Source organism: Rhizobium mayense, assembly GCF_030272705.1.
Lineage (GTDB): Bacteria > Pseudomonadota > Alphaproteobacteria > Rhizobiales > Rhizobiaceae > Rhizobium > Rhizobium mayense.
On sequence record NZ_JARFYM010000154.1, the window covers coordinates 1 to 201 of the forward strand.

The following is a 201-nucleotide window of genomic DNA, read 5'->3' on the forward strand; positions in this document are numbered from 1 at the left end:
CTCGCAAAGCCGTGCGGCGATCTCGCCCGGCTCGATGCGGAAGCCGCGGATCTTCACCTGCTCGTCGTTGCGGCCGAGGAACTCCAGATTGCCGTCCGGCAGATAACGGGCCAGATCGCCGGTGCGGTACATGCGGGCGCCGGCTTCGTCACTGAACGGATCGGCCAGGAAGCGCTCCGCCGTCAGCTCCGGCCGGTTCAG

General features: G+C 68.2%; 1 protein-coding gene. It reads right to left on the reverse strand.

From position 1 onward, the window contains the following. A partial coding sequence (locus PY649_RS35020; RefSeq protein WP_285873650.1) for an AMP-binding protein occupies positions 1 to 201 on the reverse strand: 201 nt, incomplete at both ends.